The sequence below is a fragment of the Xanthomonas sp. 60 genome (assembly GCF_011761925.1).
In genome coordinates, this window is the sequence record NZ_JAASQW010000001.1 from 289,744 (window position 1) to 312,594 (window position 22,851).

General features: G+C 67.0%; 19 protein-coding genes and 1 riboswitch. Of the genes, 11 read left to right on the top strand and 8 right to left on the bottom strand.

Annotated elements, in window-relative coordinates; all coding sequences use genetic code 11:
• The first annotated feature begins 8 nt into the window (after positions 1 to 8).
• The 6 genes from murC (at position 9) to lpxC (ending at position 6,966) form a co-directional block, all read left to right on the top strand.
• Positions 9 to 1,445, top strand: coding sequence for a UDP-N-acetylmuramate--L-alanine ligase (gene murC / locus FHY09_RS01275; RefSeq protein WP_166923399.1), 1,437 nt, complete (start codon positions 9 to 11; stop codon positions 1,443 to 1,445).
• Positions 1,442 to 2,434 carry a D-alanine--D-alanine ligase gene (locus FHY09_RS01280; protein WP_166923401.1) on the top strand — a complete coding sequence of 331 codons (993 nt, stop codon included), beginning with the start codon at positions 1,442 to 1,444 and terminating at the stop codon, positions 2,432 to 2,434. Before murC ends, FHY09_RS01280 begins: the two co-directional genes overlap by 4 nt.
• Entirely contained in the window at positions 2,431 to 3,174 is a 744-nt protein-coding gene (locus FHY09_RS01285) for a cell division protein FtsQ/DivIB (RefSeq protein WP_166923403.1), read from the top strand. Before FHY09_RS01280 ends, FHY09_RS01285 begins: the two co-directional genes overlap by 4 nt.
• Positions 3,171 to 4,406, top strand: coding sequence for a cell division protein FtsA (ftsA, locus tag FHY09_RS01290; RefSeq protein WP_166923405.1), 1,236 nt, complete (start codon positions 3,171 to 3,173; stop codon positions 4,404 to 4,406). The genes FHY09_RS01285 and ftsA overlap by 4 nt, the downstream gene beginning before the upstream one ends.
• Before the next feature lie 184 nt (positions 4,407 to 4,590).
• Positions 4,591 to 5,844 carry a cell division protein FtsZ gene (gene ftsZ, locus FHY09_RS01295; RefSeq protein ID WP_166923407.1) on the top strand — a complete coding sequence of 418 codons (1,254 nt, stop codon included), beginning with the start codon at positions 4,591 to 4,593 and terminating at the stop codon, positions 5,842 to 5,844.
• A 207-nt stretch (positions 5,845 to 6,051) separates the two neighbouring features.
• The gene (gene lpxC / locus FHY09_RS01300; RefSeq protein WP_166923409.1) at positions 6,052 to 6,966 is read left to right on the top strand and encodes a UDP-3-O-acyl-N-acetylglucosamine deacetylase; all 915 of its coding nucleotides are present in this window, start codon (positions 6,052 to 6,054) and stop codon (positions 6,964 to 6,966) included.
• Positions 6,967 to 7,216: 250 nt separating this feature from the next.
• Here the strand turns inward: lpxC and FHY09_RS01305 are convergent, their stop codons facing one another.
• Complete coding sequence (locus FHY09_RS01305) at positions 7,217 to 7,657, bottom strand: DUF721 domain-containing protein (protein WP_166923411.1); 441 nt, start codon at positions 7,655 to 7,657, stop codon at positions 7,217 to 7,219.
• A gap of 12 nt (positions 7,658 to 7,669) precedes the next feature.
• On the opposite strand from FHY09_RS01305, the gene FHY09_RS01310 reads away from it, so the two are divergent.
• Both FHY09_RS01310 and secA read left to right on the top strand, forming a co-directional pair.
• Entirely contained in the window at positions 7,670 to 8,623 is a 954-nt protein-coding gene (locus tag FHY09_RS01310; RefSeq protein WP_166923413.1) for a M23 family metallopeptidase, read from the top strand.
• 184 nt (positions 8,624 to 8,807) lie between these two features.
• Complete coding sequence (gene secA, locus FHY09_RS01315) at positions 8,808 to 11,540, top strand: preprotein translocase subunit SecA (protein ID WP_166923415.1); 2,733 nt, start codon at positions 8,808 to 8,810, stop codon at positions 11,538 to 11,540.
• Between the two features lie 313 nt (positions 11,541 to 11,853).
• Here secA and FHY09_RS16345 read toward each other — a convergent pair whose 3' ends face one another.
• Entirely contained in the window at positions 11,854 to 12,813 is a 960-nt protein-coding gene (locus tag FHY09_RS16345) for a fimbrial protein (RefSeq protein WP_208407441.1), read from the bottom strand.
• A gap of 224 nt (positions 12,814 to 13,037) precedes the next feature.
• On the opposite strand from FHY09_RS16345, the gene FHY09_RS01325 reads away from it, so the two are divergent.
• Positions 13,038 to 14,006 (top strand): Nudix family hydrolase, encoded by a 969-nt coding sequence (locus FHY09_RS01325; RefSeq protein ID WP_166923417.1) that lies wholly within the window; start codon positions 13,038 to 13,040, stop codon positions 14,004 to 14,006.
• An 18-nt stretch (positions 14,007 to 14,024) separates the two neighbouring features.
• Here the strand turns inward: FHY09_RS01325 and FHY09_RS01330 are convergent, their stop codons facing one another.
• Both FHY09_RS01330 and metF read right to left on the bottom strand, forming a co-directional pair.
• Entirely contained in the window at positions 14,025 to 14,585 is a 561-nt protein-coding gene (locus FHY09_RS01330; RefSeq protein WP_166923419.1) for a DUF4124 domain-containing protein, read from the bottom strand.
• 45 nt (positions 14,586 to 14,630) lie between these two features.
• The gene (gene metF / locus FHY09_RS01335; protein WP_166923421.1) at positions 14,631 to 15,458 is read right to left on the bottom strand and encodes a methylenetetrahydrofolate reductase [NAD(P)H]; all 828 of its coding nucleotides are present in this window, start codon (positions 15,456 to 15,458) and stop codon (positions 14,631 to 14,633) included.
• Between the two features lie 152 nt (positions 15,459 to 15,610).
• On the opposite strand from metF, the gene FHY09_RS01340 reads away from it, so the two are divergent.
• Positions 15,611 to 16,168 carry a DUF3228 family protein gene (locus tag FHY09_RS01340; RefSeq protein WP_166923423.1) on the top strand — a complete coding sequence of 186 codons (558 nt, stop codon included), beginning with the start codon at positions 15,611 to 15,613 and terminating at the stop codon, positions 16,166 to 16,168.
• A 34-nt stretch (positions 16,169 to 16,202) separates the two neighbouring features.
• Here the strand turns inward: FHY09_RS01340 and FHY09_RS01345 are convergent, their stop codons facing one another.
• The 3 genes from FHY09_RS01345 to ahcY form a co-directional block, all read right to left on the bottom strand.
• Complete coding sequence (locus tag FHY09_RS01345; protein WP_166923425.1) at positions 16,203 to 16,697, bottom strand: hypothetical protein; 495 nt, start codon at positions 16,695 to 16,697, stop codon at positions 16,203 to 16,205.
• Positions 16,697 to 17,170 (bottom strand): Cys-tRNA(Pro) deacylase, encoded by a 474-nt coding sequence (ybaK, locus tag FHY09_RS01350; RefSeq protein WP_166923427.1) that lies wholly within the window; start codon positions 17,168 to 17,170, stop codon positions 16,697 to 16,699. The genes FHY09_RS01345 and ybaK overlap by 1 nt, the downstream gene beginning before the upstream one ends.
• A gap of 82 nt (positions 17,171 to 17,252) precedes the next feature.
• Entirely contained in the window at positions 17,253 to 18,713 is a 1,461-nt protein-coding gene (ahcY, locus tag FHY09_RS01355) for an adenosylhomocysteinase (protein WP_166923428.1), read from the bottom strand.
• A 35-nt stretch (positions 18,714 to 18,748) separates the two neighbouring features.
• Positions 18,749 to 18,823: riboswitch (S-adenosyl-L-homocysteine riboswitch) on the bottom strand.
• 123 nt (positions 18,824 to 18,946) lie between these two features.
• On the opposite strand from ahcY, the gene FHY09_RS01360 reads away from it, so the two are divergent.
• On the top strand, positions 18,947 to 21,466 hold the full coding sequence (locus tag FHY09_RS01360; RefSeq protein ID WP_166924326.1) for a prolyl oligopeptidase family serine peptidase: 2,520 nt from the start codon (positions 18,947 to 18,949) through the stop codon (positions 21,464 to 21,466).
• A 152-nt stretch (positions 21,467 to 21,618) separates the two neighbouring features.
• On the opposite strand, the gene FHY09_RS01365 is transcribed toward FHY09_RS01360, so the two are convergent.
• Positions 21,619 to 22,713 (bottom strand): hypothetical protein, encoded by a 1,095-nt coding sequence (locus FHY09_RS01365; protein WP_166923429.1) that lies wholly within the window; start codon positions 22,711 to 22,713, stop codon positions 21,619 to 21,621.
• Positions 22,714 to 22,851 lie beyond the last annotated feature (138 nt).

Below are 22,851 nucleotides of genomic sequence, written 5' to 3' on the forward strand. Positions count from 1 at the left end.
GATCGCGCATGATCCGTCGCCTGCACGACACCAATGATCTGGTGCGCGCGTTCCCGCGCGTGCATTTCGTCGGCATCGGTGGCACCGGCATGAGCGGCATCGCCGAAGTGATGCTCACCCTCGGCTATGAAGTCTCCGGTTCCGATGCGTCCGACAACGCGGCCACGCGCCGCCTGAGCGGCCTGGGCGCGCGCGTGATGCGCGGCCACTCGGCCGCCAATGTGCTCGGTACCGACTGCGTGGTGGTGTCCAGCGCGATCCGCGAAGACAACCCCGAGCTGATGGAGGCCCGCAGCCAGCGCATCCCGATCATGCCGCGCGCCGCGATGCTTGCCGAACTGATGCGCTTCCGCCGCGGCATTGCCGTGGCCGGTACCCATGGAAAGACCACCACCACCAGCCTCACCGCGGCGGTGCTGAGCGAAGGGGGCCTGGACCCGACCTTCGTCATCGGTGGCCAGCTGCTGGCGGCCGGTGCGAACGCAAAGCTCGGCAGCGGCCAGTGGCTGGTGGCCGAGGCCGATGAAAGCGACGGCAGCTTCCTGCGCCTCAATCCGCTGATGTCCATCATCACCAACATCGATGCGGACCACCTGGAGAACTACGGCAACGATTTCGCCCGCGTGCAGGCAGCGTTCGCCGAGTTCCTGCAGCGGCTGCCGTTCTACGGCCTGGCCGTGTTGTGCATCGATGATCCAGAGGTGGCCGCGCTTGCCGCGAAAACGCCGCGCCATGTGATGAGCTACGGCATCGACAGCGCCGCCGATGTGCGTGCCGAAAACGTGGTGCAGGAAGGTTCGCGCATGCGCTTCACGCTGCGCCTGCCGCAGGGCACGAGCCAGGAAGTGGTGCTCGCGCTGCCGGGACGCCACAACGTCCTCAACGCGCTGGCCGCCGCCGCCGTGGGCTGGCAGCTGGGCGTCGCACCGGACGCGATCGCCCGGGCGCTGGAAAGTTTCGCCGGCGTCGGCCGCCGCTTCAACGACCTCGGCGAGGTCACCGCGGCGCAGGGCGCGCGCGTGCGCATCATCGATGATTATGGCCACCACCCCAGTGAACTGGAGGCGGTCTTCGCCGCCGCCCGCGGCGGCTGGCCCGAGCGTCGCCTGGTGGTGGCGTTCCAGCCGCACCGCTACAGCCGCACGCGTGATCAGTTCGATCGCTTCGCCGCTGTGCTGTCCAGCGTCGATGCGCTGGTGCTGAGCCAGGTGTACCCGGCCGGCGAAGAACCGATCGCCGGGGCGGATTCGCATGCCCTGGCCCGCGCCATCCGTGCGCGGGGCCGCAGCGAACCGGTGGTGGTGGGCAAGGCCAGCGAACTGTCCCACGTGCTGCCCGACGTGCTCCAGGACGGTGACCTGTTGCTGATGATGGGCGCCGGCGACATCGGCGCGGTCGCCCAGCAGATCGCCAGCGAAGGCTTCAGCGTGGAGGTGGTGGCATGAGCCACGCGATCATCGCACCCCAGCGCACCACCGATCCGTCCGTGTTCGGGCGCGTCGGCGTGCTGCTGGGCGGCACCTCGAGCGAGCGCGACGTCTCGCTCGATTCCGGCCGCAACGTGCTCGAAGCGCTGCAGGCGCAGGGCGTCAACGCGTTCGCCATCGACGGCATCCCGGCACTCGCCGAAGCGCTGGCCGGCAGGCAGGTGGACCGCGTCTTCAACATTCTCCACGGGCACAACGGCGGCGGCGAAGACGGCATCGTGCAGGGCCTGATGGACGCCTTCCAGATCCCGTACACCGGCTCGCAGGTGCTCGGTTCGGCATTGGGCATGGACAAGATCCGCAGCAAGCAGATCTGGCTCTCGCTCGGCCTGCCGACGCCGCAGTACCGCAAGGTCACGGCCGCGACGGTGCATGCCCTGGCGGCCGAGCTCGGCCTGCCGGTGGTGGTCAAGCCGGCCAACGAGGGCTCCAGCGTGGGCATCAGCCGGGTGTTCGACGATGCCGGCCTGGACGAGGCGGTGGCACTGGCCCAGCGGTATGACGGGCAGCTGCTGATGGAGCAGATGGTGGTCGGCGACGAACTCACCGTCGGTATCCTCGGCGATGTCGCGCTGCCGTCCATCCGCATCATTCCCAAGGGTGAGTGGTACGACTACGAAGCCAAGTACCAGTCCGACGACACCCGCTACGAGTGCCCGGGCCTCCAGGGCGAGCACGAGGCCGAAATCGGTGCGCTGGCACTGGCCGCGTTCCAGGCGATCGGATGCCGTGGCTGGGGCCGCGTGGACGTGATGCGTGACCGCGCCACGGGCCGCCTGTACCTGCTTGAAGTGAACACCGCACCGGGCATGACCAGCCATTCGCTGGTGCCCAAGGCGGCTGGCCAGCTCGGCATTTCCTTCCCGTCGCTGGTGTGGCGCGTGCTGGAGCAGACCCTTGCAGCGACGGACGCTGCAGCGGCGGACGGGGAGGCGGCGCACGCATGAACGCGCTGCTGCGCATCGTCGTCTGGCTGTTGGCGCTCTCGGTCGTCGCGCTGCCGGTGGTGGCCGTGCTCAACGGCTGGGTCGGCGCCGAGCGCTGGCCGCTGACCAAGCTGCGCGTGCATGCCGAGTTCAAGCGCGTTCCGGCCGAGCAGCTGCAGTCCCTGCTGCTGCCCTACGCTCGTTCGGGCTTCTTCGCCGTGAAGCTGCAGGATGCGCAGGACGCCATCGAACGGCTGCCCTGGGTGGAAAGCGCGCGCGTGCGCAAGCAATGGCCGGACGTGATGGAGGTGACGCTGGTCGAGCACAAGCCGTTCGCGCGCTGGGGCCACGATCGCCTGCTCTCCGAGCAGGGCAAGCTGTTCCCCACGCCGAAGAAGCTGGCCGACCTGCAGCTGCCCGAACTGGATGGTCCCGACGGCAGGACCGAGGACGTGGTCACCCTGTACAACGACGCACGCGCGTTGTTCGCCCCGTCCGGGCTGGACGTGGAGCGCGTGAGCCTGGATGCGCGTGGCAGCTGGTCGCTGGTGCTGAGCAATGGCACCGAGGTGGTGGTGGGCCGCGACGATGCGCGCTCGCGCCTGCAACGCTACGTCCGCGTGCTGCCGCAACTGGCCAGCCAGGCCGCACCGATCGTGCGTGCCGACCTCCGTTACACCAATGGCTTCACCCTCAGCTGGGGTGAGGCGCCGACCGATGCGCCGGCCACCGCGGCACGAAGGACCCAGGAAAGAACATGAATCGCAAGGGTGACAAATCACTGATCGTTGGCCTGGACATCGGCACCTCCAAGGTGGTGGCGCTGGTGGGCGAGTATTCGCCGGGCAACCCGATCGAAGTGATCGGCATCGGCTCCCACGAATCGCGCGGCCTCAAGCGCGGCGTGGTGGTGGATATCGAGTCCACGGTGCAGTCGATCCAGCGTGCGGTGGAAGAAGCCGAACTGATGGCCGGTTGCGAGATCCGCTCGGTGTATGCCTCGATCTCCGGCAACCACGTGCAGTGCAAGAACTCGCCCGGCATCGTGCCGATCCGCGATGGTGAAGTGACCTGGGGCGACCTGGATCGCGTGCTGGACGCCGCCAAGGCGGTCGCCATTCCCGCCGACCAGAAGATCCTGCATGCGATTCCGCGCGAGTACGTGCTGGACGATTCACAGGAAGGCATCCGCAACCCGGTCGGCATGACCGGCGTGCGCCTGGAAGTGCATGCCCACCTGGTGGTGTGCGCGCAGTCGGCGGCGGCCAACATCAGCAAGTGCGTGCAGCGCTGCGGCCTGCAGGTGGATGATCTGGTGCTGTCCTCGCTGGCCTCCAGCGTGGCGGTGCTCACCGCCGACGAGCGCGAACTGGGCGTGGTGCTGGTCGACATGGGCGCCGGCACCACCGACATCGCTGTCTTCGTGCAGGGCGCGATCTGCCATACAGCCTCGCTGCCGATCGCGGGCGACCACGTGACCAACGACATCGCGCACATGCTGCGCACGCCGACCCCGGAAGCCGAGCAGATCAAGGTGCGCTACGCCTGTGCGCTGGCACAGCTGGCCACGGCCGAGGAAAGCATCCAGGTGCCGAGCGTGGGGGATCGCCCGCCGCGGCGCATGCCCCGCCACGCGCTGGCGCAGGCGGTACAGGGCCGCTACGAGGAAATCTTCGAGATGGTGCAGGCCGAACTGCGCCGCTCGGGCTTCGAGGAACTGGTGCGCGCCGGCATGGTGCTCACCGGCGGTGCGTCGAAGATGGAAGGCGTGGTCGAACTGGCTGAAGAAATGCTGCAGATGCCGGTACGGGTGGGCATTCCGCAGCACGTCACCGGCCTCGGCGAAGTGGTCGGCAACCCCGTCCACGCCACTGGCGTGGGTCTGCTGCTGATGGGCAGCCAGATCGAGCATCCGCGCCGGCCGTCGCTGCCGACCGGCCGTGCCGGCAGCATGTTCAAGAAACTCAGAACCTGGTTCCGCGGCGAGTTCTGAACGCACCCGCGCCGGGCAGTCGCCGGCGCCGCAGGGATACACAGCACCACCGGCAGCACAAGACGACACCCGCACCAAACGAACAGAACCACAAACCACTACAGCCGCAACGGCGGCATGCACGGACAGGCAGGACGCCTCGCCCCTCATGCCAAAGGAAGCGGATACAACCGAGGACACGGACATGGCGCATTTTGAACTGATCGAAAAGATGGCACCCAACGCGGTGATCAAGGTCGTTGGCGTGGGCGGTGGCGGCGGCAACGCTGTCGCGCACATGGTCAACTCCGCGGTGGACGGTGTGGAATTCATCACCGCCAACACCGATTCGCAGGCCATCAAGAACTGCGGCGCCAAGCTGCAGCTGCAGCTCGGCACCAACGTCACCAAGGGCCTGGGCGCCGGCGCGAATCCGGAGGTCGGCCGCCAGGCCGCACTGGAAGACCGCGAGCGCATCATGGACGCGCTGCAGGGCGCGGACATGGTGTTCATCACCGCCGGCATGGGCGGTGGCACCGGCACCGGTGCGGCCCCGGTGGTCGCACAGCTGGCCAAGGAAATGGGCATCCTGACCGTCGCGGTGGTCACCAAGCCGTTCCCGTTCGAAGGCCGTCGCCGCATGCAGGTCGCGCTGAAGGGCATCGAGGAACTGAGCCAGCACTGCGATTCGCTGATCACCATCCCGAACGAAAAGCTGATCACCGTGCTCGGCCGCAACGCCACCATGATCCAGGCCTTCCGCGCGGCCAACGACGTGCTGCAGGGCGCCGTGCAGGGCATCGCCGATCTGATCGTGCGTCCGGGCCTGATCAACGTCGACTTCGCCGACGTGCGCACCGTCATGTCCGAGATGGGTCTGGCGATGATGGGTACCGGTACCGCACGCGGTGATGACCGCGCGCAGGCTGCGGCCGAATCGGCGATCCAGAACCCGCTGCTGGACGATGTGAATCTGGCCGGCGCCAACGGCATCCTGGTCAACATCACCGCCGGTGCCGATTTCACGATGGCCGAGTTCGACGAGATCGGCCGCACCATCGATGGCTTCGCGTCGGAAGATGCGACCGTGGTGGTGGGTACCGTGCTCGACCCGGACATGCAGGACGAAGTGCGCGTGACCGTGGTGGCGACCGGCCTGAACCGCGTGGCCGCCAGCAAGAGCCAGCGCCCCGGCGAACGTGCACCGATCAAGCTGGTGCGCAATGCCACCACCGGCCAGCCGGAGTTCTCGGACTTCGACAACGGCGGCGATGCCGTTTCCAAGGCGGTCGGTGGCGTGGGCCTGGGCCTGCGTCGCGCCAGCAGCGACAGCGTGGCCGCCTCCAGCACGCCTTCCACCTCGACGGCTTCTTCGTCCTCCAGCAGCAGCCCGGCCACCGCTGAGCTGCCCAACGACTACCTGGACATTCCGGCGTTCCTGCGCCGCCAGGCGGACTGATCGCCCGCCCGGGGTTGTCCTCCCCGGGCTAGGCACCATGTCCTGTTGCATCAGGCGCCGGGCCAGGATGGGCCCGGCCGCCCTGTCGCGCGCAAGCGCGCTGCACGGCCACGGCCGGCTTTCAGCCGGGGTAGGGATGGCCGCGTGTTAATCTAGTGAACCCCCTGGGCAGGCCATCGCGGCCGGCCGCATGCACCTGGTCTCCCCATGATTCCGCAACGTACCCTCAAGAACACGATCCGTGCCACCGGCGTTGGCCTGCACAGCGGCGACAAGGTCTACATGACCCTGCGCCCGGCACCGGTCAACCATGGCATCGTGTTCCGGCGCGTGGATCTGCAGCCGGTGGTGGAAGTGCCGGCCAAGGCGGAGCTGGTCACCGAGGTCACCCTGTGCACCGGGCTGACCTGCAACGACGCCAAGATCCAGACGGTGGAGCACCTGATGTCGGCGCTCGCCGGGCTGGGCGTGGACAACATCATCGTGGAACTGTCCTCGGCCGAGCTGCCGATCATGGACGGTTCCGCCGGTCCGTTCGTGTTTCTGCTGCAGTCGGCGGGCATCGCCGAGCAGGATGCCCCGAAGCGTTTCATCCGCATGCTCAAGACCGTCGAAGTCACCGACGGCGACAAGGTCGCCCGTTTCAGCCCCTACGAGGGCTACAAGCTGGGCTTCACCATCCAGTTCGACCACCCGATGATTCCCGCACGCCAGTCGCGGCAGGAAATCGAGTTCTCCACCCGTGCCTACACGCGCGAGATCTCGCGTGCGCGGACCTTCGGGTTCATGCGCGACCTGGAATACATGCGCGAGCGCAATCTCGGACTCGGCGGGTCCATGGACAACGCCATCGTGCTGGACGAGTTCCGCGTGCTGAACGAAGACGGCCTGCGGTATGCCGATGAGTTCGTGCGGCACAAGATCCTCGACGCGATCGGTGATCTGTACCTGGCCGGCGCGCAGGTGCTTGGCGCGTACGAGGGCTTCAAGTCCGGTCACGCGCTCAACAACAAGCTGGTGCGCGCTGTCCTGGCCGATGCCACGGCGTGGGAGTGGGTCAGTGGCGACGTTTCCACCGCACAGACCCCCCTGGTCGAGTACGACGTACCGGCTTACGCCTGAAAGGCCTTGATTTTCAAGACGTTGACGCCGCCTGCCGAGGCGGCGTTTTCGTTCCCGGCGTTCACCCGTGTGAAGGCGATGTTCGTGAACCTCGCCCCTTCAAAGCCTGAACTTAACGAATAAATAACGTAACCCTAACGACACGGCGACGCCACCCCGATAGGATGCCCCCTCGGTCCCCGAATGTTTCACGCCCCGTCGACATCGACGAGGCGGGCGGGGAAGCGGAGCTGGAGTGCGCCGCTGTCTATCAGGACTTGGAGGAAAGAACGTCCTGGAGGCTGTCCAAGGCATCACGCAGTCCCTTGTGCGTGGTGGCCGAAACGGCGTGTGGTCCATTCCTGTTGTCGATCGCTGGGGAGCGTGGAGGAGGGGCAGACGCGGTTTTGATGGTCACCTTGGTGGCTTTCAGCCCGATGGAACGGGCCGCGTCGAGTATCTGTGCTTCGGCAAGCCGCAGTCGGGCGTGCCACACGGACGATTCGACGAGAAAAACGAGGTGCTCGCCGTTCACGTTCGCCAGCCGGCAATGGCTGCGCAGCGCGGGAGGCAGATGGGGGCGCAATTGCTGGTCCAGCGAGTCGAGCCACAGGGCGCGACGCAGCGGGTTACCGGATTTGTCCGCCATGACCGCGTCCAGAGCCGGTTTCGGTGCGGAGGCGCGACGGGCACTGGATTTCGGCTCTGACATGAAAACTCACTGATGGCATTCAAAAAGATCGTAATCAAAACGCGTGAAAAGAACGCAAAAACACCGCTGGCGCGGTTGCGCTTCTATTTCGAGGATCGGCCCCGTGCGTTGCTGGGCAGTGTACTGGGCATGGGCTGCCTGATCGGCTTCGCCGGCGGGATGGGTGCCAACCTGCTGGGGGATTCGCGTCTCCAGGCACGGGTAGCGCAGCAGGAGCGGGAGCTGGCGCAGGTGCGCCGCGACTCGCAGACCGAGGTCAATGCCCTGGCCGCGCGCCTGGGCGAACTGCAGGCCCAGGCCACGCGCCTGAACGCCCTGGGCGAGCGCCTGACCCAGATGGGCAAGCTGGATGATGGCGAGTTCGATTTCGCCGCGACCCCCGGCCTCGGTGATGGCGATGCAAGCGGACCGATCTCCGATATCCCGGCCAAGGATGTCAACGCCGACTTACAGATGCTTGAGCAGCGCTTTTCTGCTGCCGGCCGCCAGCTCGGGGTGATGGAATCGCTGATGTTCGACCAGCAGCTGCAGCGCAACGCCGTGCCCTCGCGCATGCCGATCCGCAACAGCTACGTCACCTCCGGCTTCGGCAACCGTGCCGATCCGTTCGGGCGCGGTGTCGGCAACCACAAGGGCATTGATTTCCATGCCAAGGTGGGCGATCCGGTGCTGTCCGTGGCCGATGGCGTGGTCAGCTTCTCCGGCGTCAAGGGCGGCTACGGCAATGTCGTCGACGTCGACCACGGCAATGGCTATGTCACCCGTTATGCCCACAACTCGCGGCTGGTGGTGAAGGCCGGCGACCTGGTCCGTGCCGGCCAGCAGGTGGCGCGTGCCGGCTCCACGGGCCGCTCCACTGGCGCCCACGTGCACTTCGAAGTCTGGGAGAACGGCAACGTGGTCAACCCGCGCAAGTTCCTCGGTGAAGGCGGCAACACGCCGGTCGGGCGCATCTCGCGCGGCTGAGCCCCCGCGCCAGGCGCCGTCCGGCGCACCCCGGGCCTGTGGCGCGCGGCTTGAAACCGCGCACCCCCAACCCAAGATACAATGGCTGATGCCATCGACAGGGCGCTTTCGCGCCTTGTTGTGTTTGCGGCGGACGGATTCCTGCTGGAGCCGTGCGGCGTTCACCTGACAACCGGTTCCCTCAATGATCAACAGCCTGCTTACCCGCGTATTTGGCAGTCGTAACGAACGACAGCTGCGCCAGCTCAACCGCATCGTCGCCAAGATCAATGCGCTGGAGCCGGCCATGGAGGCGCTGAGTGACGCCGAGCTCCAGGCGAAGACGCCGGAACTGAAGCAGCGCATCGCCGGGGGTGAGACGCTCGACCAGGTCCTGCCGGAAGCGTTCGCCGTGTGCCGCGAGGCCAGTCGTCGCGTGCTCGGCATGCGCCATTACGATGTGCAGCTGATCGGCGGCATGGTGCTGCACCTGGGCAAGATCGCCGAGATGCGCACCGGTGAAGGCAAGACGCTGGTGGCCACGTTGCCGGTGTACCTCAACGCGCTGGAAGACAAGGGCGTGCACGTGGTCACGGTCAATGACTACCTGGCACGTCGCGACTCCGCGCAGATGGGCAAGCTGTACAACTGGCTTGGCCTGAGCGTCGGCGTGGTGTACCCCGGCATGCCGCACAGCGACAAGCGCGAAGCCTATGGTTCGGATATCACCTACGGCACCAACAACGAATTCGGTTTCGACTACCTGCGCGACAACATGGCGCTGTCCAAGGCCGACCGCTACCAGCGCGGCCTGCATTACGCCATCGTCGACGAAGTGGACTCCATCCTGATCGACGAAGCGCGCACCCCGCTGATCATCTCCGGCCCGGCCGATGATTCCCCGGAGCTGTACATCCGCGTGAACCGGATCGTGCCGAACCTGGTCAAGCAGGAAAACGAAGAAGCCGAAGGCGATTTCTGGGTCGACGAGAAGGGCAAGCAGGTCCATCTGTCCGAGGCCGGCATGGAGCATGCCGAGCGCCTGCTGGTCGAAGCCGGCATCCTCGATGCCGAGACCGATGGCCTGTACGCGGCGCAGAACCTCACCGTCGTGCACCACCTCAATGCGGCGCTGCGCGCGCATGCCATCTACCAGCGCGACGTGGACTACATTGTGCGCGATGGCGAAGTGGTGATCGTCGATGAGTTCACCGGCCGTACGCTGGCCGGTCGCCGCTGGTCCGATGGCCTGCACCAGGCCGTCGAGGCGAAAGAGGGCGTGCCGGTCCAGCGCGAGAACCAGACCCTGGCGAGCATCACTTTCCAGAACCTGTTCCGCATGTACAAGAAGCTGTCCGGCATGACCGGTACGGCCGACACCGAGGCCTTCGAGTTCCAGAGCATCTATGGCCTGGAAGTGGTGGTGATTCCGACCAACCGCCCGACCATCCGCAAGGACACGCCGGACCAGGTCTTCCTCAACCGCCAGGGCAAGTTCAATGCCGTGCTGGCCGACATCCAGGAGTGCAACAAGCGTGGCCAGCCGGTGCTGGTGGGCACGACCTCGATCGAGACCTCGGAGATGCTGTCCGAGCACCTGGCCAAGGCGGGCGTGAAGCATGAAGTGCTCAACGCCAAGCAGCATGACCGCGAAGCCACCATCGTCGCCAACGCCGGCCGTCCGGGTGCGGTGACCATTGCCACCAACATGGCCGGCCGCGGTACCGACATCGTGCTCGGCGGCTCGCTGGAAACCGAGCTTCACGAGCTGGGCGAGGCGGTGACCGACGCGCAGAGGGCTGCCCTCAAGGCCGAGTGGCAGCAGCGCCACGACGCGGTCAAGGCCGCCGGCGGCCTGCACATCATCGGCACCGAGCGCCATGAATCACGCCGTATCGACAATCAGCTGCGTGGCCGCTCGGGCCGCCAGGGTGACCCGGGTTCGTCCCGCTTCTACCTGTCGCTGGAAGACAACCTGATGCGCATCTTCGCCTCCGACTGGGTGCAGAAGGCGATGCGCATGATGGGCATGAAGGAAGACGACGTCATCGAGGACCGCCTGGTCAGCCGGCAGATCGAGAAGGCGCAGCGCAAGGTGGAAGCGCACAACTTCGACATCCGCAAGAACCTGCTGGACTTCGACGATGTCAACAACGACCAGCGCAAGGTGATCTACGCCCAGCGTGACGAACTGTTGGACGCGGAGTCGGTGAAGGACAATGTCGAAGGCATCCGCGACGACGTGGTGTACGACATCGTCGCCCGCTTCGTGCCGCCCAACTCGATCGACGAGCAGTGGGACCTGGCCGGCCTGGAAGCCACGCTGCAGTCCGAATTCGGATTGGACATGTCGCTGACCGACCTGGTCAGGACGCACGAAGAGATGGACGCCGAAGGCATCGCGCAGAACGTGCAGCAGCGCATCAACGCCCACTTCGACCAGAAGGAAGCGGGTGTGGGTCCGGAGACGATGCGCGCGCTGGAAAAGCACGTGATGCTGACCGTGCTCGACCAGAGCTGGAAGGAACACCTGGCGCGCATGGATTACCTGCGCCAGGGCATCTACCTGCGCGGCTACGCGCAGAAGCAGCCGAAGCAGGAGTACAAGAAGGAAGCGTTCGAGCTGTTCTCCGACATGCTGGAGAACGTCAAGCGCGAAGTGGTGACCATGCTGGCCCGCGTGCGCATCCGCAGCGACGAGGAAGTGGCGGCGCTGGAAGCGGCAGAACGGCAGCAGGCCGAAGCCCGCATGCTGCAGTCGCAGTTCCAGCACCAGGGTGCTGGCGGTTACGGTGCGGACGAGGAAGCCGCACAGGTGCAGGCCGCGCAGGGCGGGGCAGGGCAGCTGCAGCGCGACGAGCCGAAGATCGGCCGCAATGATCCGTGCCCCTGCGGCAGCGGCAAGAAGTACAAGCATTGCCACGGACAGTTGAGCTGACCGCCGCGCACGCTGACGGACAACGCTGAAAAACCCCGCGCCCGCGGGGTTTTTTCTGGCCGTTACCCGGGGCCGGTGGGTGGGAAGGGGGCTGGGACTCCAGCGCGAGACCCTGACCCTTACCCCGCACGTGGCGGTGGCCTGCACGCGACCGTCCTTCGCCGCGCAGAGTCGCGCCGGTGATGGGCAGCACGCGTTCGGGGCCCAGGTGAACGGGAACGTGGCGTTCTGATCGCGATGAAGGCGCCGGGCCGTCCCTGACGGCCCATCCCGCTGTGAACGCCCCGCTGCGGCGGGGCGTTTGTCTGGCGGCTCAGTTGTAGTCGGCGGTCAGGTACGCCTGGCCTTCGATGGTGCCTGGCACGAGCGCGCCGCTTTCGCGGAAATAGCGGGCGGACAGCCGGATCTTCTGCACACCGTTGGAGCCATTGCCGAACGACCACTGCTGGCCGAATACGACCGGGGCATTGTTGCGCAGCAGCTCGATGGACACCCCTTTGGCTGTGCTGCCGGGCGCGGGACGCAGGCGCCCGCCGCCAGCGCCACCGCCGGGCGTGGCATCGGTCAGCGTCAGCCTCACGGGGATGTTGTCGCCGGGACACACCAGGTCCACGGTGAAGTCCATCCGCGCCGCCGTGCTGCCTGCCGCACCGAGATCGCCCGGCGTGATGTCTCTCAGCCGGACCGGCGTATCGAGCACGGCGCAGGTGCTGCCCGTCACGGTGACATCGAATTTGAGCGTCGCCTCCTCGGGCTTGGCGGGAGAGTCGCGCACCCAGTACCTGACGATCTCCGAGGTGTTGTGCGACTGGCTGGTCATGCCGCGTCGCGAGATGGCACCTGCGCGGATGAAAACATAGGCACCGCTGCTTGCATTGACCCGCAGGGGCAGATCGTTCAACTGGTAGAGGTGGATCGGAACGCCGCCGCCGCCGTCGTTCTCCATCCGGAAGATGACCAACGGGGAAGTTGGGCTCAGTGCGTAGGTCGGGTAGACGGTGCCGTCGACGTTGGCCGATCCGACCGGCGTGAAGCCGCCGAGATTGCCGTCGGTCTGGAACACGGCGTTGGGTCCGCATAATGTGAGGAAGATGCCGACCCGGCTGCCCCAGCCGTAGAACGTGCCGGGCGCATCATCGGTGTTGGCCTGGACGGCGAGGTTGAACACGGGGTCGAGCGAAGTGAACACGCAGGCCCATGCGTTTCCAGAGGCGGCCAGCAGGGTCATGCAGACGAGGCGGCGGAGCCGGGCAGTCAGAACGGGAAGCATCATGCGGTGGTCCAGGCGCTGGGGTGGCGGCTGCGTCGTCTGCCGACGTCGCGGAGCAGAGCGCAGCGGGGATGAGCCCGCATTCTGCGCAGGTGCCCCGCCCGCAGCCATGGGAATAACTTCAAAGTTCGGGCAGGCGCCTGCGGCTGCAGCAGGCCAAGCCTCCGGGGCCTGGCAATGAGAAACGCGCGTTGCACTCTCGTGCCGCTTATGGGCATTCTTCTTTCATGCCGATACCGAAACGATCAATCCACGTCGTCGCCGCCGTCATCACCGATGCCCGTGGCCGCATCCTGCTCAACCGCCGTACCGGTCACAGCGACATGGCCGGGTTGTGGGAGTTCCCCGGTGGCAAGCGGGAGCCCGGTGAGAGTTCCGCGCAGGCCCTGGTGCGGGAACTGCAGGAGGAACTCGGTATCGAAGCCGAGGTGGGCGAGTGGGTCATGGACGTGCCGCAGGTGTATCCCGACAAAACGCTGACCCTCGAAGTCCGCCACGTGCGCAGCTGGAAAGGGACGCCACGCGGCCGGGAAGGGCAGGCGATCACGTGGGTGGCCCCGGACAAGCTCTGCCGCTATTCGATGCCGCCGGCGGATATCCCGGTGGTGGCCGCGCTGCGCGAGCCGGACCGCTATCTGATCACGCCGGAGCCGGCTGCGGACGAAGCCGCCGGCACGCACTGGCAGGAGCAGCTGCGCATGGCGGTGGGCAGCGGACTGCAGCGCATCCAGCTGCGGCTGGGCAGTGGCCATCCGCACGCGCGCAGGCTGGCTGAAGCGGCGATGCAGGCGCACCGGGGGCCCGTGCAATGGTTGATCAACCGCGATATCGAACTCGCCAGCGCGCTTGGCATCGGCGTGCACCTGTCCTCCCGACAGGTGCTGCAGCTGGAATCACGTCCGCTGCCGGCGGGACAGCTCGTGGCCGCCTCGTGCCATGACCTGGCAGAGTTGGAGGCGGCCCAGCGGCTGGGGTGTGATTTCGTCGTGCTGGGGCCGGTCAAGGCGACCGGCTCGCACCCGGACGCCGTACCGATGGGCTGGGACGCCTTTGCGGCATTGCGTGCAAAGGTGGCGTTGCCCATCTACGCCCTGGGCGGGCTGGGCGCGGACGATGTCACCGTGGCCCGCCAGCACGGCGCACAGGGCATCGCTGCCATCCGCGGGTTGTGGCCGCAGCAGGCCCTGCCTGCGTGATGCCGGCCTGTGCCGGGCTTAGAGGGTGATCCAGAAACACCCGTAGTGCCGACGCAGTCCCAGCACCGTGCGTGCCGGCGTCGCAGTGCCGGGCAGTACTTGCTCCAGGCGCAGCCCGACGGGATTCGGGCGCGCCGAGGGCAACGGCCCTGTGCCGTCACTCAGCGTTTCCTGCACCTGCGGATAGACCGGCACGATGTCGACCAAGGGCCGTCGGGCGATGGCGTCCAGCTGTGCCAGGACGCGCTGCGCGCCAGCATCGGACACCGTGCCCCACAGATACAGCGACGACAACCGGTTCACGTCGTCATGGCCCGCCGCCGCGCGCAGGGCATTGACCAGTTCGCTCAGGCGGCGCGGGCAGCGTGCGCCGAGCGTGTCGCGGTCCTGTACGTTGCCGGCCACCGGCGCAGGCGCGGGCATGCGCGAACGTGCGCCCAGGGTTTCGCAGGGCCGGTCGGTGTACACGCTGCCGCCCTGCGCATCGGTGCAGCGGTTCAGGCGATCGGGCTGCGCAGCGGCCACCGGGGGAAGGCTGAAGACCAGCAGCAGTGCAACGCAGGAAGAAACGGATCTCATGCGCGGCAGCGTAGCGCCCGTGCGCGTGTGGTGCGATGAAAATGCCTAGATACGCAGCAGCTTAAGCACCGCCGTGGTCGGTTTGGCGAGGTTGAGCGTATAGAAGTGCAGGCCGGGCACGCCGGCATCGATCAGGCGCTGGCACAGCTGGGCCACCACTTCGGCGCCGAACGCCCGCACCGACGCGCTGTCATCGCCATAGGCGAGCATGCGGCGGCTGATCCAGCGGGGAATCTCGGCACCGCACTGCTCGGAAAAACGCCGCAGCTGGCTGAAGTTGGAGATCGGCATGATGCCGGGAGTGATCGGCGCGGTGACGCCCAGGCGGCGGACGGCATCGACGAAGTGGAAGTAGGCGTCGGCGTTGTAGAAATACTGGGTGATCGCCGCGTCCGCACCGGCATCGATCTTGGCCTTGAAGTGCGTCAGGTCGGTCAACGCATCCTGGGCCTGCGGGTGGGTTTCCGGGTACGCGCCCACTTCGATGTGGAAGGCATCGCCATGCTCGGCACGGATGAACTGGATCAGCTCGGCCGCATAGCGCAGGTCGCCGGGGTGACCCATGCCGGACGGCAGGTCGCCACGCAGTGCCACCAGACGGCGGCAGCCGATCGCGCGGTAGAGCTTGAGCAGTTCGCGGATTTCCTGGCGCGTGCCCCCCACGCAGGACAGATGCGGGGCGGCTTCGAAGCGATGGTGCTGCTTGAGGTGGCGGACCGTTTCGGAGGTGTAGCTGAGCGTGGAGCCGCCGGCGCCGAACGTGCACGAGACATAGTCCGGTGCGTAGGCGCGCAGGCGGCTGGCGGTGCGGTCAAGCTGGGCGCGCTGCTCGTCGGTCTTGGGCGGGTAGAACTCGAAGCTGAGAGCGGTCATGGGCGAGGCTGGGGGCGGGCGTGGGGTGATTATATCTCTCCATCAAGATGGATGTGCAAGTGTTGAAGACGTCGGGCTCCTGCGCGCCGTACCGGGGGACGCCGCGGTCGGCGGCCGTTACCCTGTAGCCCCGCACCTCCGAGGCTGTCTGCGTGTCCATCGTCCTTACGCCCTTCGCCCGCCCGCGGCTGTTTCCGCGCACGCCGCGCGCCAACACGATCCAGGACTGCACGGCCGAGCAGTTCGAAGCCCATCTCAATGCCACTGCCCCGCTGAAGGTACTCGAGGGGTACGCGCCATTCTGCAAGCTGTTCGTCTACGAAAACTGGACAAGCACGCGCTGCCTCACCGTGCCGGTCACCGACCACAACCGGCATCTGCTGCGCAGCGGCTACGAGGCGCGCAACCGCGATGAACTGCCGGTGCTGGTGCGCTGGTTCGAAGGGGTGGAATCGCCACGCGCGAACTATCTGGTGGTGATCCTGTACAGCGCCGAGCAGCTGGCCAGGGAGGGCTCGCCGATCGAGGCGGCGTGGGGCATCGTGGGCTGCATCTACACCGCCGAGCCGGAAGAAGTACCGATGGCGCCGATCACCATGATGCGCAATGCGCTGGGCGTGGAGGAGGGCGGTTCGGGCGTGCCACTGGATCGCGAGGCGTATCAGCGTGCGGTGGCGTTCTGGGAAAACAACGCCAACTGGCGGCCGTGACCGTGCAATGGGACGCGTGGGGTAGCGCGTGGCGTCAAGGATCCTCCACCGGGGTCCATTCCCACCACGGGTAATGGTACTCGCGGTCGGTGGCGTCCCAGTGCCGGCCGCAGCCGGTGCAGGCGACCCGATGGCGCTCGCCCCAGCCGTCGTCGGCCGTGCCGCGTTCCAGCAACCGCACCTGGCCCTGCGAGATGAGGGTCTGCGGCTTGAAGAACAGGTAATGCGGATACAGCGCGCACAGGCAGCCGCGGCGCTCCCGCCAATGATGCAGACGGCGCAGTGCGGCGTTGAGATGCACATCGTTGCGCACCAGGGCGCCGCCCAGCTGCACGCCCTGGCAGGCTTTTTCGATGCGTTCGGCATGCGGCGCCAGCGCTTCCAGCGTGGGGGTGCTGAACGACCGTGCGAGCTGGCTGCCGGCGGCGTGGATACGGCTCGCATCGCGCGAGAGCAGATCCTGCAGCAGCGCGTCCGCCTGCGGATCGTCCAGCCGCGGCGGCGTCGATGCGGACCAGGGCAGGCGCATCAGTGGGAACGCCCGATGGCGGCGTAATGACCGCCGCTCAGGCGCGCCAGGTCGGCCGGGGACAGCGCCACTTCCAGCCCACGCCGACCCGCGCTGACATGCACCGTGTCCAGCGCCTGCGCGCTTGAGTCGATGAAGGTGCGCAGGCGCCTTTTCTGTCCCAGCGGACTGATCCCACCGACCAGGTAGCCGGTGGCGCGCTGCGCCGCATCGGCGGTGGCCATGGCGCATTTCCTGCAGCCGGCCGCCGTGGCCAGTGCTTTCAGGTCGAGCTGTCCGCTGACCGGCACGATGGCCACCAGCAGTTCGTGCGTCTCCGCTGCCGCCAGCAGGGTCTTGAAGACCCGTGCGGGGTCGAGCCCCAGCTTGTCCACCGCTTCGCCGCCATAGGATGCCGCCTGGGCGTCGTGCACATAGCTGTGCACGGTATGGGGGATCTTTTCGCGCGTGAGCAGGTTGATGGCGGGGGTCATGCGAGCATCGTAGCGTGGGGGGAATGCAGAACGGGCGCCCGAAGGCGCCCGTCCGTCTGCCACGGCGTGAACGGCAGGCCGATCAGTAGCGGTAATGATCCGGCTTGAACGGACCTTCCACCGGCACGCCGATGTAGTCGGCCTGTTCCTGGCTGAGGGTGGTCAGCTTCACGCCGATCTTCTCCAGGTGCAGGCGGGCCACTTCTTCGTCCAGCTTCTTCGGCAGCAGGTAGACCTTCTTCTCGTAGCTGTCCTTGTTGGCCCACAGGTCGATCTGCGCAAGGGTCTGGTTGGCGAACGAGTTGGACATCACGAAGCTCGGATGGCCGGTGGCGCAGCCCAGGTTCACCAGGCGGCCATCGGCCAGCAGGAAGATCGCGTTGCCGGCGCTTCCATCAGCAGCCGGGAACACGTACTTGTCCACCTGCGGCTTGATGTTGATCTTCTGCACGCCGGGGAAGGCATTGAGCGCATCGACCTGGATCTCGTTGTCGAAGTGGCCGATGTTGCAGACGATGGCCTGGTCCTTCATCTTGCTCAGGTGCTCGATGCGGATGATGTCCTTGTTGCCGGTGGTGGTGACGTAGATGTCGCCACGGCCCAGGGTGGATTCGAGGGTGTTGACCTCGAAGCCTTCCATCGCCGCCTGCAGGGCGCAGATCGGATCGATCTCGGTGACCACCACGCGCGCGCCGTAGGCACGCAGCGACGCCGCGCAGCCCTTGCCCACATCGCCATAGCCACAGACCACGGCGACCTTGCCGGCCAGCATCACGTCCATCGCGCGCTTGAGGCCGTCGGCCAGCGACTCGCGGCAGCCGTAGAGGTTGTCGAACTTGCTCTTGGTGACCGAGTCGTTGACGTTGATCGCCGGGATCAGCAGGGTGCCGGCCTGGGCCAGCTGGTACAGGCGGTGCACACCGGTGGTGGTCTCTTCCGAGACACCCTTCCAGTCCTTGACCACCCGGCCCCAGTACCCCGGGCGCTCCTTGGCCACGCGCTTGAGCAGGTCCTTGATCACCTGCTCCTCGTGCGAGGACGCCTTCTCGTCGACCCAGGTGCTGCCGTTTTCAAGCTCGTAGCCCTTGTGGATCAGCAGGGTCACATCGCCGCCATCGTCCACCACCAGTTCCGGGCCGGTCAGGGTGCCGTCGGGCAGGGTGAAGGTCAGCGCGTCCAGCGTGCAGTCCCAGTACTCCTCCAGCGTTTCGCCCTTCCAGGCGAACACCGGCGTGCCCGAAGCGGCGATGGCCGCCGCGGCGTGGTCCTGGGTGGAGAAGATGTTGCACGAGGCCCAGCGCACGTCCGCGCCGATGTCCTTGAGGGTCTCGATCAGCACCGCGGTCTGGATGGTCATGTGCAGCGAACCGGTCACGCGCACGCCCTTCAGCGGCAGCTCGGCCTGGTACTTGCGGCGGATCGACATCAGGCCCGGCATTTCGTGCTCGGCGATGTCCAGTTCCTTGCGGCCCCAGTCGGCGAGCGAGATATCGGCGATCTTGTAATCACCTTCCGTGGAGAAGGTCTTGGCAACAGCGTTCATTGAGTGCTCCGGTTGTAGATGAGCGGATGCTCGTATCTGTCCGGGCGCCGTTCTGCAAAGCCACCCTCCGAGCCTGGCCGGGGTGTCCGGTCGCAGCGCCCCTCGGCAGGGGAAGGCGCCCATTATATCGCGGCATGCCCCGCCCCCAACCATCGGCAGGGGGTGAACGACACGGCGGCTGTTAAGGTCGGGGACTCTCCAGAGGCAATGAGGCGGTGGTGATGAGCAAGCGTATGCGCGGTAAGGGGCAGTGGTCCGGCCTGGTCCTGTCGATGGCCCTGCTGGCTGTTGCCCCGTCGGCGTCGGCGGCCGGTCCGGCCACGCCCGCACAGCCGCGGGTCGCTGCTGCGGCGTCGGCCGCACAGGCGGGGTACCAGTTGCCTTCGGCCGCGCTGCAGGCGGTGGTCGACCAGCCGCGCGCACCCAGCCTTTCGCTGTCGCCACAGCGCGATCTGGCCGCCATGCTGCAGATGCCGCCGCTGCCCTCTATCGAGGTTGTCGCTCAGCCCGAACTCAAGCTTGCCGGGCGCCGTATCAACCCGCGCACCTTCTCCGACAGCCGCTTCAGCTACGGCGCGAAGTTGTGGCTGCTGGGGATCAACGATGGCAAGGAGATCCAGATCAGCGGCCTGCCGGACAACCTGTCCGTCGCCAGCCTGGCCTGGTCACCGGACCAGAAGTGGCTGGCCTTCAACCAGGTGGATGCGCGCAGCGGTGCCAACGAGCTGTGGCTGGTGGACGTGGCCGATGCCAGCGCACGGCGCCTGCGCGGTGACCTCAACACCGTGCTCGGTGATGGCTACCAGTGGTTGCCCGACAGCCGCGGCCTGGTGGTGATGAGCCGCATCGCCAACGCCGGCGCGCCGCCCTCCGGCACGGCCACGCCGAGCGGCCCGGCAATCCAGCAGACCAGCGAAGGCGGCGGCGTGGTGTCCATCCGCACCTACCAGGACCTGCTGAAGAACGAGGCCGACGCGCGGGTGTTCGATTACTACGCCAACGCGCAACCGATGGAGGTCGGCCTGGATGGCCGGGCGCAGGCCGTCGGTACGGCCGGCGTCTACCTCGGCCTGAGCCTTTCGCCGGATGGCCGCTACCTGCTCAGCCAGCGGGCGCAGCGACCGTATTCGTACGTGGTGCCGGTCAGCAGTTTCCCGCGCCGCATCGAGGTGCTCGACCGCAGCGGCCGGCTGGTGCACACCGTGGCCGTGCGGCCGCTGGTGGAAGGGTTGCCCACCGGCAACGACGCCGAAGTCACCGGCGTGCGTGACATCAGCTGGCGTGCCGATGTGCCGGCCACGCTGGTGTGGGCCGAAGCACAGGACGGTGGCGACCCCAACCGGCAGGCCCGCATCCGCGATGCGGTGATGATGCAGGCGGCACCCTTCGATACGGCGCCGGTCACCCTGGCCCAGCTGGGCAGCCGGTTCGCGGGCATCACCTGGGGCCGTGGTGATCTGGCGCTGCTCAACGAATCGTGGTGGAAGACGCGCCGCACCAAGACCTGGCGCATCGCCCCGGACGTGCCCGGCACCGAGCCCACGCTGCTGTTCGACCGCGATGCACAGGACCGCTACAGCGATCCGGGCAAGCCGGGCGTGCTGCGCGATGACAACGGCCGCGCGCTGCTGCAGACCAGTGCCGACGGCGGCAGCCTGTACTACTACGGTGCCGGCGCCTCGCCGGAAGGCGACCGCCCGTTCGTGGATCGGTTCGATCTGGCTACGCGCAGGACCACCCGCCTGTTCCATTCGCAGGCGCCGACCTACTCGGTGCCGATCGCGCTGCTGGGGCCCGACGCGTCCTCGCTGCTGTTGACGCGCGAGAGCCCCGAGCAGCCGGCGAACTACTACGTGCAGCCGCTGGGCGATGCCACGGCGGCGCCGCGCGCGTTGACCGCGTTCGCCCATCCCCTGCCGCAGCTGCAGGGGGTGACCAAGGAGCAGATCCGCTACGCGCGCAAGGATGGCGTGGAACTCACCGGCACGCTGCTGTTGCCGCCGGGCTACGACCCCAAGCGGGATGGGCCGCGCCCGCTGCTGATGTGGGCCTACCCGGGCGAGTACAAGAGTGCAGCCTCGGCCAGCCAGGTCACCGATTCGCCGTACCGGTTCAATGCGATCAGCTACTGGGGCCCGCAGGCGTTCCTGGCCACCGGTTATGTGGTGCTCGCCAGCCCGACCATGCCGATCATCGGCGAGGGTGACAAGGAGCCCAACGATACCTATCTCGAGCAGCTGGTGGCCAACGCGCAGGCGGCGGTGGACGAAGTGGTGCGCCGAGGTGTGACCGATCGCGACCACATCGCCATCGGCGGCCATTCCTACGGCGCGTTCATGACGGCCAACCTGCTCGCGCACAGCCGGTTGTTCAAGGCCGGCATCGCACGCAGCGGCGCCTACAACCGCACGCTGACCCCGTTCGGTTTCCAGGCCGAGGAGCGCAACTACTGGCAGGCGCAGGACACCTACCTGAAGATGTCACCGTTCAATTACGCCGGCAACATCAAGGACCCGATCCTCTTCATCCACGGCGTGGACGACAACAACTCCGGCACCTTCCCCATGCAGAGCGAGCGCATGTTCGCCGCCGTCAAGGGGCTCGGCGGTACGGCGCGGCTGGTGATGCTGCCCAATGAATCACATGCCTACCGCGCGCGCGAATCCATCATGACGATGCTGGCCGAGAGCGAGCGCTGGCTGGAGCAGACCATCGGCGCGCCGGCACAGGGGCGATCGGCGCCGCGACGCTGAGAAGGCCGGCAGGAACGCCCGGGCGGACGGCGGCTCCATCTCCTGGAGCCTGCCACGCCACCCGGAAGAGGGCAGCCCTCCGACCACTGTCCTGCCCGCTGGCGTTGCGGGTGGGCGCGCCTCTCCCTGCAACGGCAACGTAGGTGGCCGGATCAGCCGTGAAGCGTTTCAGTGATTGCTGTGCGTCGCGCGGCGATCATCTCCTTTGCTTCGTTCGTCAGCATCTCGGCGGACGTGCGCTGCACCCCGCTGAGCTTGCCGCAGTCCAGCACCTGGCCATGCATGCGCGTGAGCATGTCCAGTGCCCGGCTGGCGCTGGCGTCGAATTGCGTCACATCCCCGAACTGCGCCAACGGGCCCTCAAGCAGGGTCGCCAGCGCGCCGAGCTGGCGGGCCCTGACCTCGCGGCACAGCGCTTCTTCGAGCGCGGTGCTGCGAACGTTCTGGTCGCGGTAATGCTTCACCATGATGTCCATTGCCTGCCGGATGCCGGTGTAGCGGACCTTCATCGCTGTGAGCGCCGTACGGCCGGCTTCTGCTTTGGCGATGAAGCCATCCAATGCAGCGAGATCCTGCTTACCCGAAAAACAGCTGTAATTATCGAACATGTTCTGCAGGTCCCGATCGAATCCCAGCAACTGGCTGACTACCTCACTGGCGTCGTGCGGTTCGATCTGCGCCATCAGCGCGCGGTACTGCGCGTGGGACAGGCTTCGCAGCCCTGACGGCCTGCTGTCCTCGCGGCCTGCAGCTCGGGTGTACGGCGACGACAGCAGGGAGGAGGCCTTGCTGCTGCGCGGTGTCATATGCTGCCTCGCCAGAGGCCCGATAGCTTCGTAAGGTGGTTGCCCGCTGTCTGGGCAGGAAGCGATCGAGGTCGCCCGTGAACTCACGGCATCGGCGTAAATCACTGTCGACGGATTACTGGGTAGCGCCTCCAGCTGCCGCCGTGGCGTCAGGCAGACCTGCAGACGGGCATCAGGACCAGGGGCGAATGTGGCAACACGCAGCAGGCGCTGGGCGAAGTGGGGGAAGCGTTCCTGTGGTGTGTGTCCTGTGCCTGGCACGGACGCGTCGGGCCTGGCGAGGGCCAGCAGCCGCACCACCTGCGCGCGTTGGCGGCCGAGACGGACAACGCCGTGCACATCGCCCGGCAGGGCACTGACCAGGCGTCTCTCCCCATTTTCGATGAGCCGCAATGCGAGGGCCGCGTTGCGTCGGCAGGGGTGGCGTTCGACAAGCTTCATGCCCGCATCGATGTCCTGGCGTACGACGGCGCGCCACGCCCGTACGGGCGCAGCCAATGAGGAGAGAGAGGGCAATGGGAGCATGGTGGTTCCTTGAGCGTTCAACCCTCGAATCATGGGGCGCCGGTGCGTCGGCGG

Bases quoted from the DNA above. Each gene is read 5' to 3' on its own strand.
- ahcY (WP_166923428.1), bottom strand. From the start codon at position 18,713: ATGAACGCTGTTGCCAAGACCTTCTCCACGGAAGGTGATTACAAGATC.
- lpxC (WP_166923409.1), top strand. From the start codon at position 6,052: ATGATTCCGCAACGTACCCTCAAGAACACGATCCGTGCCACCGGCGTT.
- FHY09_RS01310 (WP_166923413.1), top strand. From the start codon at position 7,670: ATGGCATTCAAAAAGATCGTAATCAAAACGCGTGAAAAGAACGCAAAA.
- FHY09_RS01305 (WP_166923411.1), bottom strand. From the start codon at position 7,657: ATGTCAGAGCCGAAATCCAGTGCCCGTCGCGCCTCCGCACCGAAACCG.
- FHY09_RS01280 (WP_166923401.1), top strand. From the start codon at position 1,442: ATGAGCCACGCGATCATCGCACCCCAGCGCACCACCGATCCGTCCGTG.
- FHY09_RS01330 (WP_166923419.1), bottom strand. From the start codon at position 14,585: ATGAGATCCGTTTCTTCCTGCGTTGCACTGCTGCTGGTCTTCAGCCTT.
- ybaK (WP_166923427.1), bottom strand. From the start codon at position 17,170: ATGACCCCCGCCATCAACCTGCTCACGCGCGAAAAGATCCCCCATACC.
- metF (WP_166923421.1), bottom strand. From the start codon at position 15,458: ATGACCGCTCTCAGCTTCGAGTTCTACCCGCCCAAGACCGACGAGCAG.
- murC (WP_166923399.1), top strand. From the start codon at position 9: ATGATCCGTCGCCTGCACGACACCAATGATCTGGTGCGCGCGTTCCCG.
- ftsZ (WP_166923407.1), top strand. From the start codon at position 4,591: ATGGCGCATTTTGAACTGATCGAAAAGATGGCACCCAACGCGGTGATC.
- ftsA (WP_166923405.1), top strand. From the start codon at position 3,171: ATGAATCGCAAGGGTGACAAATCACTGATCGTTGGCCTGGACATCGGC.
- FHY09_RS01360 (WP_166924326.1), top strand. From the start codon at position 18,947: ATGCGCGGTAAGGGGCAGTGGTCCGGCCTGGTCCTGTCGATGGCCCTG.
- FHY09_RS01365 (WP_166923429.1), bottom strand. From the start codon at position 22,713: ATGAAGCTTGTCGAACGCCACCCCTGCCGACGCAACGCGGCCCTCGCA.
- FHY09_RS01325 (WP_166923417.1), top strand. From the start codon at position 13,038: ATGCCGATACCGAAACGATCAATCCACGTCGTCGCCGCCGTCATCACC.
- FHY09_RS16345 (WP_208407441.1), bottom strand. From the start codon at position 12,813: ATGATGCTTCCCGTTCTGACTGCCCGGCTCCGCCGCCTCGTCTGCATG.
- FHY09_RS01285 (WP_166923403.1), top strand. From the start codon at position 2,431: ATGAACGCGCTGCTGCGCATCGTCGTCTGGCTGTTGGCGCTCTCGGTC.
- secA (WP_166923415.1), top strand. From the start codon at position 8,808: ATGATCAACAGCCTGCTTACCCGCGTATTTGGCAGTCGTAACGAACGA.
- FHY09_RS01345 (WP_166923425.1), bottom strand. From the start codon at position 16,697: ATGCGCCTGCCCTGGTCCGCATCGACGCCGCCGCGGCTGGACGATCCG.